This is a genomic window from Sphaerotilus uruguayifluvii (assembly GCF_013294065.1).
Classification (GTDB): domain Bacteria; phylum Pseudomonadota; class Gammaproteobacteria; order Burkholderiales; family Burkholderiaceae_C; genus Sphaerotilus; species Sphaerotilus uruguayifluvii.
This window is the reverse complement of record NZ_JABSNM010000006.1, coordinates 100978-122453: the sequence shown is the minus strand read 5'-3', so window position 1 is coordinate 122453 and position 21476 is coordinate 100978. Positions and strand designations below refer to the sequence as shown.

Sequence of the window (21476 nt, the reverse complement as noted above, 5' to 3'; positions counted from 1 at the left end):
ATCCGGCCGGCGGCCCCCTCTCCGGCCCCCTCTCCAGCCTCGGCCTCGTCTGCGGCCCCCGCGATGCCTCTGGCCGGGCCGGTCCGCCAGGCCGGCTCGATCTCGCTGGTCATTCCCTGCTACAACGAATCGGCCAATCTGCGGCCGCTGATCGAGCGCGCCACCCGCATGCTCGACACGCTCGAGGGGGCGCCCGCCTGGGAGATGGTGCTCGTCGACGACGGCAGCCGCGACGACACCGCGCTGCAGCTGACGCTGTGGTCCGCGCGCGAGCCGCGGCTGCGCAGCGTGCTGCTGTCGCGCAACTTCGGCAAGGAGGCTGCGCTGACCGCGGGCCTGAAGGCCGCGCGCGGCGAGGTCGTCGTGCTGATGGACGCCGACCTGCAGCACGAGCCCGAGCTGGTGCCGACGATGCTGGCGCACTGGCGCGCCAGCGCCGACGTCGTCTACACCCGCCGCGTCGACCGCCACACCGAGCCGATGTTCAAGCGCGTCTTCACGCGGCTGTTCTACCGGCTGCTGAACGCGACCCATCCGCGGGTGCGCATTCCCGCCGACGCGGGCGACTTCCGCCTGCTCGACCGCCAGGTCGTCGACGCGCTGAGCCAGCTGCCCGAGCACGGCCGCTTCATGAAGGGCCTGTACGCCTGGGTGGGCTTCCGCAGCGTCGAGATTCCCTACACGCCGTCGGCGCGCGCCAGCGGCCGCAGCCACTACCGGCTGCGCCAGCTCGCCAGCCTGTCGCTGAGCGGCATGACCGCCTTCACCACCTGGCCGCTGCGTGCGGCCAGCGTGCTGGGCGTGACGCTGGCGCTGATGGCGCTGGGCTACGGCCTGTGGGTGACGGCCAGCTACCTGCTGTGGGGCAGCCGCATCTCGGGCTGGACGACCATCGTCGTCGGCATGATGCTGCTGTCGGGCGTGCAGCTGCTGAGCCTGGGCGTGCTGGGCGAGTACGTCGCGCGGGTGTTCGAGGAGGTCAAGGGCCGGCCGCTCTACATCGTCGCGCGCGAGCTCGGCCAGGGCATCGGATCCGGACGGACCGGCGAGCGCTCGGGAACGCCCTGAAATGCTCAGCCCGGCGCCCGGAAGGCCCAGAGCCGGCCGGCGACGAAGGTGCCGACCGCCACCAGCACCAGCACGCCCGCCAGCGTCAGGTCATAGCGCCAGCCCCCCCAGGCCAGCGCCAGCGCATAGGCCGCCTCGTTGACCGCGAAGCCGGCCAGCGAGACCAGCAGGAAGCGCGGCAGGCTGTGCCCGGCCGAGCGCCCGGGCACATCGCGGAAGGTCCAGCGGTGATGCCCGGCGAAGGACACGCCGAAGGCCACCATCCAGCCCAGCAGATTGGCCAGCAGCGGCGCCATGCCCGTGGCGCCGACCGCCAGCCGCACCACCGACCAGTGCACCGCCGCGGCCGTGCAGCCCACGACGACGAAGCGGGCCACGCGCCCGCCCTCTCTCTCTCGAACCGACATGAACACCTTTCAGGGCACCGGCACCGGCCGGCGCATCGCCGTCTGTCTCGACGACCACGGACTGCATGATGGCATCGACGCGGCCACGCTCGAGCTGGCCGCGATCGGCCGCCTCAGCGCGGTCAGCGTGATGAGCGAGGGGCCGACCTGGCCGGCCTCGGCCGACGCGCTGCGCGCGGTGCGCCAGGCGCGGGGCGGCGCGCTCGACGTCGGCCTGCATCTGAACCTGACCGAACCGCTCGGCGGCGAGCCCGGCCGGCCGCTGGGCCGGCTGATCGCGCAGGCGCTGCTCGGGCGGCTGGACCGGAAAGCGCTGGCCGACACGATCGCGCGCCAGATCGACCGCTTCGAGGACGGCTGGGGCGCCGCGCCCGACCACATCGACGGCCACCAGCATGTGCACCAGCTGCCGCAGGTGCGCGAGCTGCTGCTGGCCGAGATGCAGCGCCGCTGGGGCCGCGCGCCGGCCGGCGCGCGGCCCTGGCTGCGCGCCAGCGCCAGCCCGGGCGGCCGGGCGCTGCCCTTCCGGTTCAAGGCCGCGGTCATCTCGACGCTCGGCGCCGACGCGCTGCGCCGCCAGGCCGGCCAGGGCGGCTGGCCGGTGTCCGGCCGGCTGCTGGGCGTGCACGACTTCCAGGCCGACGGCCGCACGCTGGGCAGCCTGCTGGAGACCTGGTTCACGCTGGCGCGCGACGGCGACCTGCTGATGTGCCATCCGGGGGCCGCGCCCCGCGGCGCCAGCGCGCCCGACCCGATCGCGGCGGCGCGGGCCACCGAGCTGGCGCTGTGGCGCTCGGAGGCGCTGGGCGAGCTGCTCGAGCGGCGCTGCATCCACATCGAGCCGATGAGCCGGCTGCTGGCACGCTGAGCGCCCGGCCGGGCGCGCACGGGCACCGCGCTCTAGCGCGCGGTGCCGCAGCCGCCCGCCGGCGGCACGATCATCCAGTGCAGCGTCGAGCGCGCCGGGTTGCGCTGCCCCGGCACGTCGAAGGACCACTGGCCGCGGATCACCGCGCCCGGAGCCCACTCGTCCTGCACCGGCGGCTCGTCCAGGCGCACCGCGACATGGCCGTCACGGCGCAGCGCCTCGCGATCGAGCCAGGGCGGCGGCGGCACGCCGATGTCGAGCATCGCCGCCTGCTCGTGGCCGTAGACGCCGATCAGGCCGCTCTCGAAGTTGGGGCCGCGCACATAGCGCAGCGGACAGTCGCCGACCGCCGCCTGCCAGGCCTGCTCGACGGTGCGGGCCATCGCCTCGGCCGGATGGAACTGGTCGACCCGCGCCCGGCCCGAGCTCAGCTGCGGCAGCAGCCGCGGCGACGCATATTCGGCGAACCACAGCAGATGCAGCATCAGCGCCATCACGACCGCGCGCGGCACGTCCAGGCGCCGCCCCGCCGGCCACAGCGCGGCCAGGCCCAGCCCGAGGTACTGGAAGGTCTGGATGCCCCAGTGGTCCTGCAGCTTCAGGCCGCCCAGCAGCGACGCGATCACCACGCCGGCCACCGGCACGCCGACCAGCCCGATCAGCCAGCCCCGCCGGAAGGCCGCCGCGGCCGCCGGTGCCTCGCCCTCGGTCTGCACGGCCGCCGCGCGCAGGCGCCAGTGCAGCAGCGCCAGCAGCACCAGCGCCGGCGCCACGATGCGCAGCTGGATCACCAGGAAGGACAGCAGCGAGCGCAGCCGCTGCAGCGGCGTGAGCGACACCCCGGACTGGCTCGCGTAGGCCAGCGTCGTCCAGCCATGCTCGGCCACCCACAGCAGATGCGGCACGAACAGCGCCAGCGCCAGCACGACCGCCAGCACCGCACCGCGCCGGGCCGCCGCGCCGGCCAGCCCGCCCGACAGGCCCAGCGCCACCAGCACGCCCAGCAGCGGCAGCGCCGACTGGTACTTGGCCAGCAGCGCCAGCCCGGCCGCCAGCCCGAGCGCGACCCAGCGCCCGAGGCGCTCCGGCCGGGCAGCCGCACGCAGCGCCAGCCACACCGCCAGCGAGATGCAGGCCACCATCACCGAGTTGTGGTTGAACAGCTGCGACTTCGCCGCGAAGCCCTGCTGCAGACCCGCCAGCAGCACCGCCAGCGCGGCGCGCGGCCGGTCCAGCAGCCAGCAGCCGATGCGCCAGGTCAGCAGCAGGTTCAGCGCGATGCACAGCGCCGCCAGCAGCGTCGGCCACCAGGGATGCAGGCCGAAGGCCCGCACCGCGCTGCCCAGCAGCCAGGTCGGCAGCGGCGGATGCTTGTGATAGCCCCACTCGAGCGACTGCGCCCAGCTGAACTGCTCCAGGTGATCGCCGTACTGCGCCGTGTTGATGCCCCAGGCCACCAGGGCCCACAGCAGCACCATGCCGACGGCGAACAGCGGCGGATGCACAATCCAGTCCGCCACCGAGGCCGTCGCCCCGGATGACAGGCCGGGTCCCCAGCCGGTGCGGGTCCGCCGCTGCGGCAGCCCGGTCTCCTCGCGTTCATCCACGTCGCCTTGTCCTTACATCGTGTCACGGGCCGATCCCGAGCGGCCGTGATTGTCCACGCCTTTCGTGTCAAGAACATCCGCATACGCCCTGCTGGCCGCCAGCATGACCCTGGTCGGCAGCTACGTCGGCCTGTCGAAATGGCTGGTCGCCGTCTTTCCGGTCTTCCTGCTGGCCTGGCTGCGCTTCGGCATCGCGGCGGTGGCGATGCTGGGCTGGGTCCGCCGCCCCGCCGACGAGCCGGCGCCGACGCGGCAGGACCGCGGCCTGCTCTTCCTCGAGAGCCTGCTGGGCAACTTCCTGTTCTCGATCTGCATGCTCTACGGCGTGCAGCTCAGCACCGCGCTGGCCGCCGGCGTGATCATGGCGGCGCTGCCGGGCGCAGTGGCGCTGCTGTCGCGCCTCTTTCTCGGCGAGCGGCTGCAGCGGCGGGTGCTGGCGGGCATCGCCTGCGCGGTCGGCGGCATCGCGCTGGTCTCGCTCAGCAAGGCCGCGCCTCAGGCGCAGGCCGCCGCCGATGCCGGGATGCATGCCGCACCGCTGGCGGGCAACCTGCTGCTGGTCGCGGCGGTCTTCTGCGAGGCCAGCTATGTCGTCATCGGCAAGAAGCTCTCGGGCCGCATCGGGCCGCGACGCATCAGCGCGCTGGTCAACCTGTGGGGCCTGGCGCTGGTGACGCCGCTGGGGCTGTGGCAGGCGCTGTCCTTCGACTTCACGGCCGTCCGGGGGCCGACCTGGGCGCTGCTGGTGTTCTATGCGCTGGCCGCCAGCATGGTCACCGTCTGGCTGTGGATGAGCGGCCTGCGCCATGTGCCGGCCTCGCAGGCGGGCGTGTTCACCGTGATGCTGCCGGTGTCGGCCGCCGCGGTCGGCGTGCTGCTGCTGGGCGAGCCCTTCAGCGCGGCGCAGGCCGGCGCCTTCGCGCTGGCGCTGCTGGGCGTGGTGCTGGCCACCTGGCCCGCGCGCGCCGGCGCCTCGACAAGCACATCCGCCCGCTGAACCGGGCCGCGCGGCCCGTCGGCCCTGCCTGACGCAAGGACAAGGCACGGCAGCCCGCCAGAAAGATTGCACACAACTAGACTGCACACATCATGAATTCCGCAGCGTCCGATCCCGATCCCGCCTCCGCTCCTGTGCCCGCGCTGCCGGAGACCGCCGCCTGGCTCGAGCTCGACCGGCAGCTGTGCTTCGCGCTGTATTCGGCCTCGCTGGCGATGACGAAGCGCTACCGCCCGCTGCTCGACGCGCTGGGACTGACCTATCCGCAGTACCTGGTGATGCTGGTGCTGTGGGAGCGCGACGGCCTGGGCGTGGGCGAGCTCGGCGAGCGGCTCTCGCTCGACTCCGGCACGCTGACGCCGCTGCTGCGCCGGCTCGAGGGCGCGGGCCTGCTCGAGCGCCATCGCAGCCGCGACGACGAGCGCCGCGTCACGGTCGTGCTGAGCGCCGCCGGCCAGGCGCTGAAGGCCCGCGCGGGCGAGATCCCGCGCCGGATCGCCGCCTCCACCGGCTGCTCGCTCGACGAGCTCGCCGCGCTGCGCGACGAGCTCGCCCGGCTGCGCACCGCCCTGCTCCAGTCTCCCCCCGGCCCCCGAGCCGCCCCTTGACCGCCCCTTGACCTGTTCCCCCTGAAAGGAAAGACCATGTCCCTGCAGCAAGTCCTCTACACCGCCCGCGCCACCGCCACCGGAGGCCGCGACGGCGCTGCCACCAGCGACGACGGCCGACTGGACGTCAGGCTCTCGGTGCCCAAGGGCCTGGGCGGCGACGACGGCGCCGGCACCAATCCCGAGCAGCTCTTCGCCGCCGGCTACGCCGCCTGCTTCATGGGCGCGATGAAGTTCGTCGCCGGCCAGAAGAAGATCGCGCTGCCGGCCGGCCTGAAGATCGACTCGGAAGTCGGCATCGGCCCGATCCCGAACGGCTTCGGCATCCAGGTGACGCTCAACATCCATGTGCCCGGCGTCGAGCGCGCGGTCGCCGACGAGGTGGTGCAGGCCGCCCACATCGTCTGCCCCTACTCGAACGCGACCCGCGGCAACATCGACGTGACGCTGAACCTGGTCTGATCCCAGTCTGAGCTCGGTCGGGGCCCGGCCCGAGGCGGCCGGACCTCAGCCGCCGCGGCGCGCCAGCAGCCGCAGCAGCACCTCGATGCGCGCCTGCGCCGAGGTCAGCGCGCCGGCGTCCGGCAGCAGATCGGTCGACGAGGGCACGATGCAGCCGGCGCCGCCGCGCAGCGCGCGCAGCACCAGCACGCCGGCGGCCTGCGCCCGCAGCAGCGCCGCCATCAGGTCCTGGTGCACCGAGCCGTTGCCGGTGGCGGCCACCACCAGGCCCTGCACCCCGACCTGCACCAGCAGATCGACCAGCCGGCCGTCGGCGCCGGCATGGCTGGTGACGATCTGCACGTCCGGCCAGATGTCGGCCGCCAGCACCTTCAGGCCCAGCGGCTGCTCCACCGGCCATTCGCGCAGCCGGCGCAGCTGGCCGGCCTCGACATGCGCAAGCGGGCCGGCGTCGCCCGCGCTGAAGGCGTCGAGCCGGTACGGGTGGATCTTGCGCACCTCCGCGCCCGACCAGACCTGCCCGCCCAGCACCGCCATCACCCCGCGCGCGCCGGGCCAGCCCACCACCGTCAGCGCGTCGTCCAGGTTCTGCGGCCCGTCGGGCTGCGGCGCGCTGGCCGGACGCATCGCCGCGGCCAGCACCACCGGGCGCGACGGCGCCAGCACCCGGTGCAGCAGGTAGGCGGTCTCCTCCAGCGTGTCGGTGCCGTGGGTCACGATGATGCCGTCGACCTCCGGCCGGTCCAGATGGTGCTGCACCCGCTCGGCCAGCCGGCGCCAGATCGCGTGGCTCATGTCCTTGCTGTCGACCTGCGAGACCTGCTCGGACTCGATGCGCCAGCCCGCATCGATGCGCCGGCGCAGACCCGGCACTCCGTCGATCAGGTCCGCCACCGCCACCTGCCCGGCGCGGTAGCCGACCACGTCGGTGCTCTGCTCGGCCCGGCCGGCGATCGTGCCGCCGGTCCCCAGGATCACGATGTGGCGGCCGGTGCGCGCCGGGCGGAGGGTCGCGTCGATGCTTGTCATTTGCGGTGAACTGGACAAAAATACAGGTACTGGATGTTTTAACAGTCGAAGGGTCGCGATGACGGCCGACGCGAGGCAATCCGATGGACGAGAGCCCCAAGCTCACCCCCCGCCAGCAGCAGATCATGGCGCTGATCCTGCGAACGATCGAGACCACCGGCGCTCCGCCGACGCGTGCCGAGATCGCCACCGAATTCGGCTTCCGCTCGCACAACGCCGCCGAGGAACACCTCCGGGCCCTGGCCCGCAAGGGCGTGATCGAGCTGGTCGGCGGCACCTCGCGCGGCATCCGCCTGAAGTCTGACACATTGCGCCGGCTGCGGTCGGGCCTGCCCGAGGGCGCCGAGGTGATGGCCGACCCGACCGCCGACACGCTGACGCTGCCGCTGGTCGGCCGGGTCGCCGCCGGCAGCCCGATCCTGGCCCAGGAGCACATCGAGCGCAGCTACGCGGTCGAGCCGCACCTGTTCGCGCGCCGGCCCGACTACCTGCTGAAGGTGCGCGGCATGAGCATGCGCGACGCCGGCATCCTCGACGGCGACCTGCTGGCGGTGCAGCGCGGCAGCAGCGCGCAGAACGGCCAGATCGTCGTCGCCCGCCTCGGCGACGAGGTCACCGTCAAGCGGCTGCGCCACGGCCCGGCCGGCATCGAGCTGCATCCGGAGAACCCGGACTTCCCGGTGATCCACGTCGACCGCGGCGACCCGGACTTCACGATCGAGGGCCTGGCGGTCGGCCTGATCCGCAACACCCCGATGCTGTAGCGCCCCCGCGGCATCCCCCGTCCCGACCCGGACTCTCGGGTCCCCTGTCGCGCCATGCGGCCCCCGGCCGGATGGGCGGGCCTGCGCTCGCCCGGCCCCGGCCTTGTCAGGAGTCAGGAGGTTCCGATGTTTCCCATGCTCGCCCGCTGGCTGCGCCGTGCCCCGCGCAGCCCCTTGCCCCTGGAGTCCCTGGACATCGATCTCGATGCGGTGGCCGCGATGGCCGACCGGCCCCTGCCGGCACCGGCGGCACCGCGGCCGGACACCTTCCGGCTCGGTCCGGTGCCGCTGCCGCCCGCCCCCGCCCAGGGCATCGTGCTGTCGTGCAGCCTGCCGACCTCGGTGCGCCAGGCCCGGGAGCAGCCGGCCGCCCCCGGCCGCACGGAGCGCGACGGCCGGAGCGCCGACGACGGACGCATCCACCTGCAGATCGACCCGCACGACCCGCGCCGGGTGCGCATCAGCGGCAGCATGCGCGAGGTCTGCGCCGCGCTCGATGCGCTGATCGCAGTGCAGTGACGCCGGCAGGATGAAAAGGCAAAAGGGCCGGCAAGGCCGGCCCTCGGAGTCGCAGGCGGAGCGCCGGCGACCGGTCAGCCCATGTGCAGGCCGCCGTTGCAGGAGAAGTCGGCGCCGGTGGTGAAGCCGGAGTCCTCGCCCGCCAGCCAGCCGACGATCGAGCCGATTTCCTCCGGCGTGCCCAGGCGCTTGACGGGAATCGTCGAGACGATCTTGTCGAGCACGTCCGGACGGATCGCGCGGACCATGTCGGTGCCGATGTAGCCCGGGCTCACGGTGTTGACGGTCACGCCCTTGGCGGCCAGTTCCTGCGCCAGGGCCATCGTGAAGCCGTGCATGCCGGCCTTGGCCGCCGAGTAGTTGGTCTGGCCGGCCTGGCCCTTCTCGCCGTTGACCGAGGAGATCTGGATGATGCGACCGAAACCGCGCTCGACCATGTCGCCGACCACCTGCTTGGTGACGTTGAACATCGAGGTCAGGTTGGTGCTGATGACCGCGTCCCAGTCCTCGCGGGTCATCTTCAGGAACATGCGGTCCTTGGTGATGCCGGCGTTGTTGACCAGCACGTCGATCGGGCCGTGCTCGGCCTTGGCCTTGGCGAAGGCCTCGACGGTCGAGTCCCAGTCGGCGACGTTGCCGACCGAGGCGTAGAAGGTGTAGCCCGCGGCAGCCTGCTCGTCGAGCCACTTCTGGAAGTCACGCGTCGGGCCGCAGCCGGCGATGACCTTGAAGCCGTCCTTGTGCAGACGACGGCAGATCGAGGTGCCGATGCCACCCATGCCGCCGGTGACGTATGCGATTTTCTGTGCCATGTCTGTCTCTCCTTGGGGTTCGATCCCGCCCCCGATGGGCGGGACTCGGGTCAACGTGCGACCCTGACCCCACTCGGATTCCGCTTCCGGCCCGGGTGGGATCGATTCCATGATGGTAACGACGCCGATGTTCTTGTCTGTTTCAATCCGTGGGACCGTGGCGCCGCAGGTCTGGCGACCGGCAGCACGAGGCCGCCGGTCCCCTGGATCAGCGCTCGACGGTCAGCGCGACGCCCATGCCGCCGCCGATGCACAGCGAGGCGATGCCCTTCTTCGCATCGCGGCGCTGCATCTCGTGCAGCAGCGTGACCAGGATGCGGCAGCCGGAGGCGCCGATCGGGTGGCCGATGGCGATCGCGCCGCCGTTGACGTTGACCTTCGACAGGTCCCAGCCCATTTCCTGGTGGACCGCGCAGGCCTGGGCCGCGAAGGCCTCGTTGATCTCGAGCAGGTCGAGGTCGGCGGCGGACCAGCCGGCGCGCTCGAGCGCGCGGCGGGCGGCGGGCACCGGGCCCATGCCCATGAAGGCCGGATCCAGGCCGGCGCTGGCGTAGGAGGCGATGCGCGCCATCGGCTTCAGGCCCAGCGCGTCGGCCTTGGCGGCCGACATCAGCATCACGGCGGCAGCGCCGTCGTTGATGCCCGAGGCGTTGCCCGCGGTGACCGAGCCCGCCTTGTCGAAGGCCGGACGCAGGCCGCCCAGCACATCCAGGCTGGTCTTGCGGTTGATGAACTCGTCCTTGGCGAAGACGACCGGATCGCCCTTCTTCTGCGGGATCGAGACCGGCACGATCTCGTCGTCGAAGCGGCCGGCGTCCTGGGCGGCGGCGGCCTTCTGCTGCGAGGCCAGCGCCAGCGCGTCCTGCATCTCGCGGGTGATGCCGTACTTCTTGGCGACGTTCTCGGCGGTGATGCCCATGTGGTACTGGTTGTACACGTCCCACAGGCCGTCGTTGATCATGGTGTCGACCAGCTTCCAGTCGCCCATGCGCTGGCCGTCGCGCGAGTTCGGCAGCACATGCGGGCTGGCGCTCATGTTCTCCTGGCCGCCGGCGATGACGATCTCGGAGTCGCCGTCACGGATGGCCTGGGCCGCCAGCATCACCGCCTTCAGGCCCGAACCGCAGACCTTGTTGATGGTCATCGCCGGCACGCCCTGCGGCAGGCCGGACTTGATGACGGACTGACGAGCGGGGTTCTGGCCGGCACCTGCGGTCAGAACCTGACCGAGGATGACCTCGCCGATCTGCTCGCCGGACAGGCCCGTGCGCTGCAGCAGCGAACGGATGACCGTGGCGCCCAGCTCGGGAGCCGCGGTCTTTGCCAGCGTGCCTCCGAACTTGCCCACGGCGGTGCGTGCCGCTGCAACGATCACGATGTCGGTCATGCGTTTTCTCCTGATTCAGTGTCCAGTGGGTCCTTTGCGGACCGCGGTTGAAAGACGGGCACGCCGCGTCGTCAGACCTTCTGCTTGACGTAGCGCCCCGGAGCCGGCTCGATGACCTTGTGCTGGCGGTTGCCATAGGCCTTCGGCGCGGCCTTCTTCTTGCCGGCGTGCTGCGCCAGCCAGTCGGCCCAGTCCGGCCACCAGCTGCCCGGCACCGAGGTGGCGCCCTTGAGCCAGTCGTCGGCCGAGGCCGGCAGTTCGTCGTTCGTCCAGAAGTTGCGCTTCTTCTTCGCCGGCGGATTGACCACGCCGGCGATGTGACCGGAAGCCCCCAGCACGAAGCGCCGCGGGCCCTTGAACAGCTTCGTGCTCTGGTAGGCGGCGTCCCACGGCACGATGTGGTCCTCGCGCGAGGCGTAGAGATAGACCGGCGCCTCGATCCGGCCGATGTCGACCTTCTCGCCGCAGACGGTCAGCGCGCCCGGCACCTTGAGCTTGTCCTCGAGGTAGGTGTGGCGCAGGTACCAGCAGTACATGCTGCCGGGCAGGTTGGTGCTGTCGGAGTTCCAGTACAGCAGGTCGAAGGGCGGCGGCGTCTCGCCCTTCAGGTAGTTGCCGACCACATAGTTCCAGACCAGGTCGTTCGGGCGCAGGAAGCTGAAGGTGGCCGCCAGCTCCTTGCCGCGCAGCATGCCCGGACCCTGCGGCGCGTCCGCGCCGATGGTCATCTCGCGCAGCCGCACCGAGGTCTCGTCGACGAAGATGTCGAGAATGCCGGTGTTGCTGAAGTCCAGCAGCGTGGTCAGCAGCGTGACGCTGGCCGCCGGCTGCTCGCCGCGCGCGGCCAGCACCGCCAGCGCGGTCGTCAGGATGGTGCCGCCGACGCAGAAGCCCAGCGTGTCGATCGTGTCGCTGCCGCCGATCTCCTGGACCACGCGGATGGCCTGGATGACCGCCTTCTCGATGTAGTCGTCCCAGGTGAACGCGGCCATGTCGTCGCCGGGGTTGCGCCAGCTGACGACGAAGAGGCGGTGGCCCTGCTCGACGGTGTAGCGGATGACGGAGTTGTCCGGCTGCAGGTCGAGGATGTAGTACTTGTTGATGCACGGCGGCACGAACAGCATCGGGCGCTCGTGCACCTGCGCGGTCAGCGGCTTGTACTCGATGAGCTGGAACAGCTCGTTCTCGAACACGACCGCGCCCTCGCTGGTGGCGACGTTGCGGCCGACCTCGAAGACCGACTCGTCGGTCTGCGAGACATGACCCTGGCGGATGTCGTTGACCAGCTGCTGCACGCCCTGGGCGATGCTCTCGCCGCGGGTTTCCAGCGCCTTCTTCTGCGCCTCGGGATTCAGCGCCAGATAATTGGACGGGGCGCTGGCGTCGATCCATTGCTGGACCGCGAAGCGGATGCGTGTACGGGTTTTCTCGTCCCCCTGCACCGCATCGGCCAATTGCATCAGCGTGCGCGCGTTGAGCAGGTAGCTGGCGGCGGCGAAACCGGCCATCGGGCTGTCGGCCCAGTCCGGCGCGGCGAAGCGGCGGTCCTTGGGCAGCTCCACCTTGCCACCGGACTGCAGGCCGGCATTCCACAGCTCGGCAGCCTCGCGCAGGTATTCACCCTGGATGCGGGCCAGCTCCTGCGGCGGGATCTGCATGCGCGAGAGCGTGAGCAGGTTCTCGCCAACACTCTGGCCCATGCCCTGCAGCTTCTCGCCGGTCCGCCCGAAGGCGGACAAGTCGGGCAGGTTGAACGTCGACGGGTCGAAAGGGTTCATTCATCTCCTCCGAAGGCATGGTATCTGCGTTCGGAGGCATTATGCACGGCCATTTCATACGCCACCCTTTCTACGGCACCGCAGGAAATCCCCATGTACCTGATCGCGATCGCATGGCTTTATGTCAGCTTGATGGCGGCAGCCGCCGAGGTCATCCATCCCCAGGGCACGATACTGGGCGCCATCTTCACATTCCTGCTCTACGGGGCGCTGCCGCTCTCGATCGTCATGTACCTTCTCGGAACGTCCGCGCGGCGGCGCGAACGCCACAGGCTGGAACAGGCCGAACGCGAGGCGCTTGATGCCGATCAAGCGGAAACCCTCGGCACCGCGGATACATCCCCTCACGAAGGGCACATCGAGAATCCCAAGACACCTCAAGGTACCGGGAAATAGTCGGATTCAAGCAACAGCCCGATACCGCACCCCGGGTTCAGATCGGGCCGGAACCGGAACGAATCCACACCAGCGCCGCCATGCGGCCGGTGCGCGCGCTGTGCCGGTAGGAGAAATAGCGGGCCGGATCGTTGCGCGTGCACCACGGCAGGCTGCTGTCGTTGCCGCTCGGCGCCAGCACCCCGGCGCGACGCAGGCGCTCGCGGCCCAGCGCAGCCAGATCCAGCATCGAGCGCCCCTGGCCGCCCGGCGAAGGCTGGTGAAAGGCGCTGCGCTCAGCCGCCGCCGTGCCGAGAAAGGCCGCCACCACTTCCGGGCCGACCTCGAAATGCGTCGGACCGATGCAGGGGCCGAGCCAGCACTCGATCTCGTCCGGTGCGGCGCCCGCCAGATGGCACACCCGCGCGAGTGTGGCCTCCAGCACGCCGGCGGCCAGCCCGCGCCAGCCCGCATGGGCCGCGCCGACCGCACGCCCCTGCCGGTCGGCGAACAGCACCGGCAGGCAGTCGGCCACCTGGATCTCGCAGGCACGGTCCGACGCGGCGGTCGCGCAGCCGTCGGCGCGCACGCGCTCGGCCGGCGGCACCTCCTCGGCGCCCGACGGCAGCGTCTCCAGCGTGCAGACCTCGGCGCCGTGGACCTGCGCCAGCAGCACGCTGGGGCGGCCGATCGCCGCATGCAGCCGCGCGCGGTTCTCGCGCACCGCCCGAGGATCGTCGCCGACCTCGTCGCGCAGGTTCAGGCTGTCCCAGGGCGCCTGGCTCACGCCGCCGGCGCGGGTGGTCATCACCGCGCCGACGCGCGGGCTGGAGAAGACCGGGCGCAGCCAGTCGGCCGGCCAGGCCGCGTCGCTCGCAGGCGGCACCGGCTCAGGCCTCGGCATCGGGGCAGGACGAGGGCTGGGCGGCCTGGAAGGCCGGGCGTGCCATGCAGGCCTCGAAGACGCGCATCACCGTCGGCACATGGTCGAGACGGCAGTGGAAGCGCTGCGCGTTGAAGATCTGCGGCACCAGCACGCAGTCGGCCATCGTGGGCGTGTCGCCGTGGCAGAAGGTGCCGGTGGCGGCGTCGTCGGCCAGACGGCGCTCGACGACCTCCAGCCCGCTCTCGACCCAGTGGCGATACCAGGCGTTCTTCGCGTCCTCGCTGGCGCCGAGCTCCTTGACCAGATAGCGCAGCACCCGCAGGTTGTTCAGCGGATGGATCTCGCAGGCGATGTCCAGCGCCAGCGAGCGCACCCGCGCGCGGCCCAGCGGATCGCGCGGCAGCAGCGCCGGCTCGGGATGGGTCTCGTCGAGGTACTCGATGATGGCCAGCGACTGCGTCAGCGTCGCCTCGCCGTCCTGCAGCAGCGGCACCAGACGCTGCGGGGAGATCGCCGCATAGGGCGCGTCGAGCTGCTCGTTGCGCACCAGATGCACGCCGCGGTAGTCATAGGGCAGGCCCTTGAGCGCCAGCGCGATGCGCACGCGAAACGATGCGGACGAACGGAAATAGCTGTACAGGTCCATGGCTTGCAGGTCTCCTCGGTCAGCGAGCGCGATCGCTCCGATCGGGCATGAACGACTCCTCGCTGTTCGTGTCCATTGTTTCAGATCATGCCATGCGAAGCGCACTACACTGCCCGGATGCCATCGACGCGCCGTATCAAGCACTGCCGCGAATGCGGCTCCCCGGTCGACTACCGCATCCCCGCGGATGACAACCGCGAACGCGCCACCTGCTCCGCCTGCGCGACCATCCACTACGAGAACCCGCTCAACGTCGTCGGCACCGTGCCCTTCTGGGAGGACCGGGTGCTGCTGTGCCGGCGCAACATCGAGCCGCGCCACGGCTTCTGGACGCTGCCGGCGGGCTTCATGGAGCTCGGCGAGACCACCGCCGAGGGCGCCCTGCGCGAGACCCACGAGGAGGCCGGCGCGCGCATCGAGATGCTGGGCCTGTTCTCGGTGCTCAACGTCGTGCGGGTCGGCCAGGTGCACTTCTTCTACCGCGCCCGGCTGCTCGACACCCGCTTCGATCCAGGCCCGGAGACGATCGAGGCGCGGCTGTTCCGCCAGGACGAGATTCCCTGGGACGAGCTCGCCTTCCGCACCGTGCGGCTGACGCTGGAGCGCTATTTCGCTGATCGGGAGCAAGGTCAATACGGCCTGCACTGCGCCGATATCGCCTGAAGCCCGGACCGACCCCGTCATCCATGAATCCGACCCGACCTGGCGCGCCCGGCGCGCCACCGGCCGCGGCTGCTGCCGCCGCCGTCCCCCCCGCCGCCGAGCGGCTGCGCGAGGACCTGATCCATCCCGACCCGCTGCTCGACAGCCTGCTCGAGGTCTGCCGGCTGCACGGCGTGGCGACCTCGCGCGCGGCGCTGTCGGCCGGGCTGCCGCTGCAGGACGGCCGCCTGACGCTGGCGCTGGCCGAGCGGGCCGCGCAGCGCGCGGGCATGTTCGCCAAGCTGCAGCGCGTGCGCGCCGACCGCATCGACGCCGCGACGCTGCCGGCGATCCTGATCCTGCGCGGCTCCGGCGCGTGCGTGCTGCTGGGCTGGACCGAGGAGGGCGACGCGCGCGTGCTGCTGCCCGAGACCGGCCAGGGTGCGGTGGTGATGCCGCGCAAGGACCTGGCGCGGCGCCACGGCGGCGTGGTGCTGTTCGTGCGGCCGCACTTCCGCTTCGACGAGCGCACGCCCGAGGTGCGCCGCACCCGTGCCGGCCACTGGTTCTGGAGCGCGATCGCCAGCCAGCGCGGCGTCTACCGCGACGTGCTGTGGGCGGCCTTCCTGATCAATCTGTTCGCGCTGGCCTTTCCCGTCTTCACGATGAACGTCTATGACCGGGTGGTGCCCAACCACGCGATCGAGACGCTGTGGGTGATGGCGCTGGGGCTGCTGCTGGTGCTGATGGCCGACTTCTACATCCGCACGCTGCGCAGCCACTTCGTCGACGAGGCCAGCGCGCGCATCGACGTGCAGCTGTCGTCCTCGCTGATGGAGCGGGTGCTGGGCATGCGGCTGGAGAACCGGCCGCAGTCGGTGGGCTCCTTCGCGGCCAACCTGCGCGGCTTCGAGTCGGTGCGCGACTTCATCGCCTCGTCGACGGTGACGGCGATGATCGACCTGCCCTTCGCGCTGATCTTCCTCGCGGTGATGGCGTGGATCTCGCCGTGGATGATCGTGCCGGTGGTGCTGGCCTTCGCGCTGATCCTGGTGATCGGCTTCGTGCTGCAGCACCGGCTGCACGAGCTGTCGGAGTCGACCTACCAGGCCAGCGCGCAGCGCAACGCCACGCTGGTGGAGGCGCTGACCGGCATCGAGACGATCAAGACCCAGGCCGCCGAGGGCGTGGTGCAGTCGCGCTGGGAGCGGGTCAACCTCTTCCTGGCCCGCACCAACGTGCGCATGCGCGCGCTCTCCAGCACCGCCAGCTACGGCACCAACTGGCTCAGCCAGATCGTCACGATGACGATCGTGCTGATCGGCGTGCACCTGATCGCGCAGCGCGAGCTGACGATGGGCGCGCTGATCGCCTGCACCACGCTGGCCAGCCGCGCGCTGGCGCCGGCCGGACAGATCGTCGGCCTCCTGATGCAGTACCAGGGCGCGCGCACCGCGCTGGAGTCGCTCGACCGCATCATGGCCCAGCCGGTCGAGCGCGAGCCCGGCGCCGCCTTCCTGCACCGGCGCGAGATCCGCGGCGACATCGAGCTGCGCGACGTGCGCTTCGCCTATCCCGGCCGCGACGATCCGGTGCTCGACGGCGTCAGCCTGAAGATCGCGCGCGGCGAGCGCGTGGCGCTGATCGGCCGGGTCGGCTCGGGCAAGACCACGATCCAGAAGCTGATGCTGGGCCTGTACCAGCCCACCGGCGGCGCGGTGCTGCTCGACGGCATCGACCTGCGCCAGCTCGACCCGGCCGACGTGCGCCGCAACCTCGGCTATGTCTCGCAGGACGTGACGCTGTTCTACGGCTCGCTGCGCGAGAACATCACGCTGGGCCTGCCCTACGCCGACGAGAACGCGGTGCTGGGCGCGGCCGACACCGCCTGCCTGCTCGACTTCGTCAACCGCCATCCCAAGGGCTTCGACATGCCGGTGGGCGAACGCGGCGAGCTGCTCTCGGGCGGCCAGCGCCAGAGCGTCGGCCTGGCGCGCGCGGTGCTGCACAACGCGCCGCTGCTGCTGCTCGACGAGCCCACCAGCGCGATGGACTTCTCCACCGAGGCCCAGGTGACGCGCAAGGTCACCGAATTCGCGCAGGGCAAGACCGTGGTGCTGGTCACGCACCGCACCTCGATGCTGGCGCTGGTCGACCGCGTGGTCGTCATCGACCAGGGCCGGGTGGTCGCCGACGGTCCGCGCGACCGCATCCTGGAGGCCCTGCAGGCGGGCCGCATCGCGAGGGCCGCCTGAGCGGGAGCGCACACGAGATGAACGAGACACTGATGAAGGGCGGGCGCGGCCTGGTGGGCGCGCTGGAGGCGGTGCGGGTGCGGCTCGAGCCGCTGACGCGCCGCATGTTCGGCCGCACCGCGCTCGAAGAGGGCCAGACCCCGGCCGGCCTGCTCGACTTCGAGCGCGAGGCCGAGGACCTGATGTCGCGCGAGCGCACCGCGCGGGCGCAGCGCATCGTGCGCGCGGCGGTGGTGGTGGTCTGCGGCCTGGTGGTCTGGGCCGCCTTCGCGGAAATCGACGAGGTCACCAAGGGCGACGGCCGGGTCATCCCCTCGCGCCAGCTGCAGGTCGTGCAGTCGCTCGACGGCGGCGTCGTCTCCGAGATCCTGGTCAAGGAAGGCCAGCAGGTCGAGGCCGGCCAGCTGCTGCTGAAGATCGACGAGACGCGCGCGACCTCGGGCGTCAACGAGAGCGCCGCGCAGGCCTTCGCGCTGAAGGTCAAGCAGGCGCGGCTGAAGGCGCTGGCCGAGGGCGGCCAGTTCCGCCCGCCCGCCGGCAGCGGCAGCACCGACGAGACGCACATCGTCGAGGAGGAGCGCAACCTCTACCAGTCCAAGGTCTACGAGCTGCAGTCGATGCTCTCGGTGGTGCAGCAGCAGGCCGAGCAGCGCCAGCAGGAAGTCTCCGAGGCCCAGGCCCGGCGCGCCTCGGCCCAGCGCTCGATCGACATCTCGATGCAGGAGCTCAAGCGCACACGGCCGCTGCTGGCCTCCGGTGCGGTCTCCGAGGTCGAGATCCTGCGCCTGGAGCGCGACATCAGCCGCTTCCGCGGCGACGCCGAGCAGGCCACGGCGCAGATCGGCCGCGCCCAGGCCGCCATCGGCGAGGCCCGGCGCAAGTCCCAGGAGACCGAGCTGACCTTCCGCAACGAGGCCCGGCGCGAGCTCTCCGACGTGCTGGGCAAGCTCAACGCGCTCAACCAGGGTGCGGTCGCGCTGGCCGACAAGGTCGACAAGGCACAGGTCAAGTCGCCGGTGCGCGGACGCGTGCAGCGGCTGCTGGCCAACACCGTCGGCGGCGTGGTGCAGCCCGGCAAGGACATCGTCGAGATCGTGCCGCTGGACGACGCGCTGGTGCTCGAGGCCAAGGTGCAGCCGCGCGACATCGCCTTCATCCACCCGAACCAGAACGCGACCGTCAAGTTCACCGCCTACGACTTCTCCATCTACGGCGGCCTCGACGCCCGGGTCGACAACATCAGCCCGGACACCCAGGTCGACGAGAAGGGCAACGCCTTCTACGTCGTGAAGGTGCGCACCGCGCAGCCCAGCTTCGGCGACGACAAGCCGATCATCCCGGGCATGACCGCCGAGGTCGACATCCTGACCGGCAGGAAGACGGTGCTGTCCTACCTGCTCAAGCCGGTCCTCAAGGCCAAGGCCTACGCGCTGCGCGAGCGCTGAAGAGCGCGGCCCGAGGCCGCTCCGCCCTCCCGCCAGGCCCCTCGAACGAGGGGCTTTCTTCTGCCCGCAACACGAGACCCGCCCGGGTGTCTCGCCGGCGATCGCGCAAATCGTTATCCTGTTCACGAACCATCGTCTGGTGACGCTGATCACGGATCGGTACCGATTTCCAGCGTTAGCGCGACCGGAAATGAACTATTCTGGCGAGATCGCCACGACGTACTGAAAGACCCCTCATGGCTGCCAAGACCCCTTCCGCCGCCCCCGTCACGCCCGCCGCTCCGGCCGCTGCCGCCTCGCTGAAGTCCGCGCTGCTGGCCGCCAAGGCCGGCCTGCTGCAGAGCCTGCAGAAGCTCACGCTCGAGCAGAACTATGTCCCGGCACGGCTGCCCGAGGGCAAGGTCGTCGGCATCTGGGGCGAGGCGATCATCCGGCTGCCCGACGGCGAGGTGCGCGAGCTGCGCATCGGCGACATGGTCAAGAAGGGCTACGTCATCATGACCTCGCAGGACGGCATCGTTCAGCTCGAGGTCGACGGCAGCCGCTACGCCCGCCTGCCCGAGCGCGAGATGCTCGAGCCGACCGGCGCCGGCCTGACCGGCGGCGAGGACGGCTCGCTCAACGACAGCCTGCGGGTGGCGCGCATCGCCGAGGTCGTCGGCGCCAGCGAATACGACTTCAGCACCACCAGCGCGACGCCCTACGTGCCCTTCGGCGACCTGGGCAACACCGGCATGTCGCTGTCGGTGAGCTCGCCCTCGGTCAGCGAGTCGGCCGGCTTCATCGTCTTCACCGTGTCGCTGGGCCGCGCCACGACGCTGCCGACCACGGTCGACCTGACGCTGGCCGACGGCTCGGCCAGCGGTCGCGGCGTCGACTACGGCACGACCGGCGCCGGCAACCTGCAGGTCTCGCTCGACGGCGGCCAGACCTGGGTCGACGCGGCCAGCGTGACGCTGCCGGCCGGCACCACCGGCCTGCTGGTGCGCACGCCGGTCATCCAGGACACGCTGCGCGAGGGCAACGAGACGCTGACGCTGACGGTGACCGCGCAGCCCGGCGGCGACATCGGCATCTCGCCCGCCACCGGCACCGGCACCATCGTCGACGACGAGCCGCTGCCGCAGATCCAGCCGGTGCCCGACCAGACCGTCAACGAGGGCGCCGGCACCGTCACCTTCACGATCACGCTGTCGTCGCCGTCGCAGCAGACGGTCAGCGTCGACTACCGCACCGTCTCCGGCACCGCCACCGCCGGCGAGGACTTCACCGCGGTGGCCGGCACGCTGACCTTCGCGCCGGGCGAGACGACGAAGACGATCACCGTCCCGATCGTCGACGACCGCACCTTCGAGGGCGCCGAGACCTTCACGCTCGAGCTGAGCAACCCGGTCAACACGACGATCGCCGATCCGACCGCGCTGGTGACGATCCGCGACGAGGGCAGCGGCAGCGTGCCGCCGGGCGTCACCCCGACCGACGACACGCCGCATGTCGGCAGCGTCTCCAGCCCGACCACCGCCGAGGGCGGCAACCTCGACTTCAACGTCACGCTGACGCACCCGTCGACGACGCCGACCGTCGTGACCGTGACCCCGCGCTCGGACACCGCGACGCTGGGCACCGACACCGGGCCGCTGGAAGTCTCCTTCGACGGCGGCAAGACCTTCGTGCCGGTCACCGGCCCGACCGTGACGGTTCCGGCCGGCAGCGACAGCTTCATCATCCGCGTGCCGACCGTCGACGACACGGTCAGCGAGCCGACCGAGACGATCCGTCTGGACGTGCAGGCGCCGGCCGACACCTCGCCGACCACGGGCACCGGCACGATCACCGACAACGACGGCCCGCCCAGCGTGTCGGTCAGCGGCCCGGCCCAGGTCGACGAAGCCTCCGGCACCGCGACCTACACCATCACGCTGTCGAACCCGAGCAGCCAGACCGTCACCGTGCATGTCGCGACGCGTGACGGCAGCGCCACCGCCGGCAGCGACTACACCGCCGTCGATCGGACCCTGACCTTCGCCGCCGGCGAGACCAGCAAGACGATCAGCGTCGCCATCACGAACGACAGCGTCTTCGAGGGCAAGGAGACCTTCTCGGTCGTGCTCGACACGCCGACGCAGGCGGTGCTGGGCACCTCCACGGTCACCACCACCATCTTCGACGACGGCACGCTCGGCGGCGAGGACGACCGGCCGAAGCTGAGCATCGACGACGTCGTCGTCAACGAGGGCTCCGGCACCGCGACCTTCACGGTCACGCTGACCGGCGCCACCACCCAGACCACCACCGTCGCCTTCAAGACACAGGACGGCACCGCCACCGCGGGCGCGGACTACACCGCCGTCGCCGGCACGGTGACCTTCGCGCCGGGCGAGACCACCAAGACCATCGTCGTCCCGATCCTGAACGACACCGTCTACGAGGGCGCCGAGACCTTCAACGTCATCCTGTCGACCCCGACCAACGCCGTCATCGCCGACGGCTCCGGCCTGGGCACCATCAAGGACGACGGCACCGGCAAGGTCGAGCCCGGCCCCGGCGGCACCACGCCCACTCCGGACGACGACCGCCCGCACGTCGCCTCCATCACCAACGCCAGCGCTCCGGAAGGCTCACCGCTCGACTTCACCGTCACGCTGAGCAACGCCTCCACCACCGCCACCGCCGTCACCCTCACCCCGGTCAGCGGCTCCGCCACCGTCGGCACCGACACCGGTCCGATGCAGTACTCCGTCGACGGCGGCAAGACCTACGCCGACGTGCCCGCCTCCGGCATCGTCTCGGTCCCGGCCGGCTCCACCAGCTTCCTGGTGCGCATCCCCACCGTCGACGACAAGGTCTACGAAGGCGACGAGACCCTGACGCTGAAGGCCGCCACCGCCGTCGACACCGCGCCCGTCTCCGGCACCGGCACC

Annotated in this window: 20 protein-coding genes; 12 read left to right on the top strand and 8 right to left on the bottom strand. The window is 71.3% G+C overall.

Annotation, left to right across the window (positions count from 1 at the left end):
* Window positions 1–63: 63 nt before the first annotated feature.
* Window positions 64–1068, top strand: coding sequence for a glycosyltransferase family 2 protein (locus tag HNQ01_RS08710; protein WP_286180620.1), 1005 nt, complete (start codon window positions 64–66; stop codon window positions 1066–1068).
* A 5-nt stretch (window positions 1069–1073) separates the two neighbouring features.
* Here the strand turns inward: HNQ01_RS08710 and HNQ01_RS08705 are convergent, their stop codons facing one another.
* Window positions 1074–1445: a GtrA family protein gene (locus HNQ01_RS08705; RefSeq protein WP_353621670.1), complete on the bottom strand. Its 372-nt coding sequence runs from the start codon at window positions 1443–1445 to the stop codon at window positions 1074–1076.
* A gap of 28 nt (window positions 1446–1473) precedes the next feature.
* Here HNQ01_RS08705 and HNQ01_RS08700 point away from each other — a divergent pair, with 28 nt between their 5' ends.
* Complete coding sequence (locus tag HNQ01_RS08700) at window positions 1474–2343, top strand: ChbG/HpnK family deacetylase (RefSeq protein ID WP_173804979.1); 870 nt, start codon at window positions 1474–1476, stop codon at window positions 2341–2343.
* A gap of 32 nt (window positions 2344–2375) precedes the next feature.
* Here the strand turns inward: HNQ01_RS08700 and HNQ01_RS08695 are convergent, their stop codons facing one another.
* A complete protein-coding gene (locus tag HNQ01_RS08695; RefSeq protein WP_173804978.1) occupies window positions 2376–3950 on the bottom strand; it encodes an ArnT family glycosyltransferase in 1575 nt (524 codons plus the stop codon).
* A gap of 103 nt (window positions 3951–4053) precedes the next feature.
* Here HNQ01_RS08695 and HNQ01_RS08690 point away from each other — a divergent pair, with 103 nt between their 5' ends.
* From HNQ01_RS08690 to HNQ01_RS08680, 3 genes are all read left to right on the top strand, one after another.
* Window positions 4054–4947, top strand: a complete 894-nt coding sequence (locus tag HNQ01_RS08690; RefSeq protein WP_434801492.1) for a DMT family transporter — start codon at window positions 4054–4056, stop codon at window positions 4945–4947.
* A gap of 92 nt (window positions 4948–5039) precedes the next feature.
* Window positions 5040–5555 (top strand): MarR family winged helix-turn-helix transcriptional regulator, encoded by a 516-nt coding sequence (locus tag HNQ01_RS08685; protein WP_173804976.1) that lies wholly within the window; start codon window positions 5040–5042, stop codon window positions 5553–5555.
* A 36-nt stretch (window positions 5556–5591) separates the two neighbouring features.
* The gene (locus HNQ01_RS08680) at window positions 5592–6017 is read left to right on the top strand and encodes an organic hydroperoxide resistance protein (protein WP_173804975.1); all 426 of its coding nucleotides are present in this window, start codon (window positions 5592–5594) and stop codon (window positions 6015–6017) included.
* A 45-nt stretch (window positions 6018–6062) separates the two neighbouring features.
* Here HNQ01_RS08680 and HNQ01_RS08675 read toward each other — a convergent pair whose 3' ends face one another.
* On the bottom strand, window positions 6063–7046 hold the full coding sequence (locus HNQ01_RS08675; protein WP_173804974.1) for an asparaginase: 984 nt from the start codon (window positions 7044–7046) through the stop codon (window positions 6063–6065).
* Window positions 7047–7129: 83 nt separating this feature from the next.
* Here HNQ01_RS08675 and lexA point away from each other — a divergent pair, with 83 nt between their 5' ends.
* Window positions 7130–7810 (top strand): transcriptional repressor LexA, encoded by a 681-nt coding sequence (lexA, locus tag HNQ01_RS08670; protein ID WP_173804973.1) that lies wholly within the window; start codon window positions 7130–7132, stop codon window positions 7808–7810.
* A 126-nt stretch (window positions 7811–7936) separates the two neighbouring features.
* A complete protein-coding gene (locus tag HNQ01_RS08665; RefSeq protein WP_173804972.1) occupies window positions 7937–8329 on the top strand; it encodes a hypothetical protein in 393 nt (130 codons plus the stop codon).
* A 74-nt stretch (window positions 8330–8403) separates the two neighbouring features.
* Here HNQ01_RS08665 and phbB read toward each other — a convergent pair whose 3' ends face one another.
* From phbB to phaC, 3 genes are all read right to left on the bottom strand, one after another.
* Window positions 8404–9141 carry an acetoacetyl-CoA reductase gene (phbB, locus tag HNQ01_RS08660; protein ID WP_173804971.1) on the bottom strand — a complete coding sequence of 246 codons (738 nt, stop codon included), beginning with the start codon at window positions 9139–9141 and terminating at the stop codon, window positions 8404–8406.
* A 208-nt stretch (window positions 9142–9349) separates the two neighbouring features.
* The gene (locus HNQ01_RS08655; protein ID WP_173804970.1) at window positions 9350–10528 is read right to left on the bottom strand and encodes an acetyl-CoA C-acetyltransferase; all 1179 of its coding nucleotides are present in this window, start codon (window positions 10526–10528) and stop codon (window positions 9350–9352) included.
* 71 nt (window positions 10529–10599) lie between these two features.
* Window positions 10600–12228: a class I poly(R)-hydroxyalkanoic acid synthase gene (gene phaC, locus HNQ01_RS08650; RefSeq protein ID WP_286180632.1), complete on the bottom strand. Its 1629-nt coding sequence runs from the start codon at window positions 12226–12228 to the stop codon at window positions 10600–10602.
* 171 nt (window positions 12229–12399) lie between these two features.
* Here phaC and HNQ01_RS08645 point away from each other — a divergent pair, with 171 nt between their 5' ends.
* Complete coding sequence (locus HNQ01_RS08645) at window positions 12400–12702, top strand: hypothetical protein (protein ID WP_173804968.1); 303 nt, start codon at window positions 12400–12402, stop codon at window positions 12700–12702.
* Between the two features lie 37 nt (window positions 12703–12739).
* On the opposite strand, the gene pgeF is transcribed toward HNQ01_RS08645, so the two are convergent.
* Together pgeF and maiA are read right to left on the bottom strand one after the other, a co-directional pair.
* Entirely contained in the window at window positions 12740–13567 is an 828-nt protein-coding gene (gene pgeF, locus HNQ01_RS08640) for a peptidoglycan editing factor PgeF (protein WP_353621669.1), read from the bottom strand.
* A 4-nt stretch (window positions 13568–13571) separates the two neighbouring features.
* Window positions 13572–14213, bottom strand: coding sequence for a maleylacetoacetate isomerase (gene maiA / locus HNQ01_RS08635; RefSeq protein ID WP_173804966.1), 642 nt, complete (start codon window positions 14211–14213; stop codon window positions 13572–13574).
* 117 nt (window positions 14214–14330) lie between these two features.
* On the opposite strand from maiA, the gene HNQ01_RS08630 reads away from it, so the two are divergent.
* The 4 genes from HNQ01_RS08630 to HNQ01_RS08615 all read left to right on the top strand — a co-directional run.
* Entirely contained in the window at window positions 14331–14876 is a 546-nt protein-coding gene (locus tag HNQ01_RS08630; RefSeq protein WP_173804965.1) for an NUDIX hydrolase, read from the top strand.
* Between the two features lie 23 nt (window positions 14877–14899).
* Window positions 14900–17110 carry a type I secretion system permease/ATPase gene (locus tag HNQ01_RS08625; RefSeq protein WP_173804964.1) on the top strand — a complete coding sequence of 737 codons (2211 nt, stop codon included), beginning with the start codon at window positions 14900–14902 and terminating at the stop codon, window positions 17108–17110.
* 17 nt (window positions 17111–17127) lie between these two features.
* The gene (locus HNQ01_RS08620) at window positions 17128–18555 is read left to right on the top strand and encodes an HlyD family type I secretion periplasmic adaptor subunit (RefSeq protein WP_173804963.1); all 1428 of its coding nucleotides are present in this window, start codon (window positions 17128–17130) and stop codon (window positions 18553–18555) included.
* A gap of 236 nt (window positions 18556–18791) precedes the next feature.
* On the top strand, window positions 18792–21476 hold a 2685-nt coding region (locus HNQ01_RS08615; RefSeq protein ID WP_217427456.1), incomplete at its 3' end, for a Calx-beta domain-containing protein.